This window comes from Devosia sp., from assembly GCF_034675085.1.
Lineage (GTDB): Bacteria > Pseudomonadota > Alphaproteobacteria > Rhizobiales > Devosiaceae > Devosia.
The window spans coordinates 1-1,639 of the sequence record NZ_JAUCDN010000477.1; the positions used below are offsets into that span (position 1 = coordinate 1).

Here is a 1,639-nt window from a genome sequence, read left to right on the forward strand (position 1 = left end):
CGATCTCGACCACGACATCCTGGCGGAAGGTGGTTTCGACGGCGCTCGCTTCCTCGGCCGACAGGCCTTCGGGCAGGCCGGCAGCCTTGGCGCCGGGGGTCACCACCTTTTCCTGGAAGACTTCACGGGTGCCGTGGTTGGAGCCCGGACTGGCCAGGGCGATCGGCTGGTTGGGCAGGGCCGGGTCGATCTCGTTCCAGCTGGTATAAGGATTGTCGACGAGCTTGCCGTCGACCGGAACCTTGGCGGCGAGCGCCTTGAAGACATGGACGGGCGAGAGGGCGAAGTCGGACCCCGAAGCGGACGAGGCGAAGACGATGCCGTCAAAGCCGAACTGGATTTCGCGGATGTCGGTCACGCCGTTGGCGGTGCAGGCGTCGCGCTCGGAGTCCTTGATCGGGCGGGAGGCATTGGCGATGTCGATGGTGTTGTCGCCCACGCCTTCGCAGAATTTCTTGAGGCCGCCGCCTGTGCCGCCCGAGCCCACCACCGGGGTCTTGAACTCGGGGAAGACGGCGCCGAATTCCTCGGCGACGATAGAGGCGAAGGGCAGGACGGTGGAGGAGCCGGCGATCTGGATGGTGTCGCGCGACTGGGCGAAGGCGGCAGTGGGGCCGAAGGCGGCGAGAGCGATAACGGCGGCACTGGCGAAAAGTGCGGTCTTCATGGGGATTTCCCTTTCGGAATTCAATTCAAACCTGGCTGGCCGATCCGGTATCGTTATTCCGGCGCCGCCCTGTGACGCGGCAGACCCTATGGACGATGCGCGACAGTTTTATTGCGATCCCATGACGTGTTCATGACAGGCTATAATGCTGATTTTCATAATGAAATCGGCAGTTTGGGCAGTGGAAAGCAGCGTTTGTAACGCTGGTCTCGCTGTAGAAAACGGCCCTTGGCGCGAGTCCCCGTCAGCGCATAAGGGGACGGATTTCTGCCTGTACCTTGCGCATCAGCGGCAGGAATTTGGCGATCATATGCGAGGTGGAGGCGCGGGCGGACTGGGCGCCGACATTGAGAGCGGCCACTGTTTGGCCGGCGGCATTGAACAGCGGCACCGCTATGGAGCAGAGCCCCAGCTCCAGCTCTTCGTCGATGACCGCGAAGCCTTGCGCGGCTACCACCGCCAGCTCGGTTTGCAGCGAGGTGAGGTCGGCCTTGGTCTTTTCCGTATAGGCGACCAGATCGGAACGGCCCAGGATCGCATGCGCTTCTGCCGGCGGCAATGCGGCGAGCAGGATGCGCCCCATGGAAGTGCAATAGGCTGGCATGCGGGCGCCGGCGCCGAGATTGATCGACATGACCCGGCGATGGGAGGCGCGGGCGATATAGAGGATTTCGGTGTCGTCCAGAACGGCGGCGGAGGAGCTTTCATTGACCTGGGCGGACAGCTCTTCGAGAAAGGGCTGGACGACGCGGGGCAGGGGCGTCGCGGCGAGATAGGAATGGCCCAGATTGAGCACGCGCGGCGTCAGGCGGAAAAACTTCCCATCATAGGCGGCATAGCCCAGATGCAGAAGCGTCAGCAGGCACCGCCGCGCCGTTGCCCGTTCCAGCCCGGTGCGGTTGGCCACGTCGGTGATCGACTGGCGGGCATGTTCCTCATCGAAGCATTCGATGACCTTGAGCCCCTTGGCCA

2 protein-coding genes are annotated in these 1,639 nt (G+C 63.5%); both read right to left on the bottom strand.

Annotation, left to right across the window (positions count from 1 at the left end):
- A partial coding sequence (locus VDP82_RS17900) for a substrate-binding domain-containing protein (protein ID WP_323016168.1) occupies positions 1-667 on the bottom strand: 667 nt, incomplete at its 3' end.
- Positions 668-911: 244 nt separating this feature from the next.
- Positions 912-1,639: IclR family transcriptional regulator domain-containing protein (locus VDP82_RS17905; RefSeq protein ID WP_323016169.1), on the bottom strand; the 728-nt coding region annotated here is incomplete at its 5' end.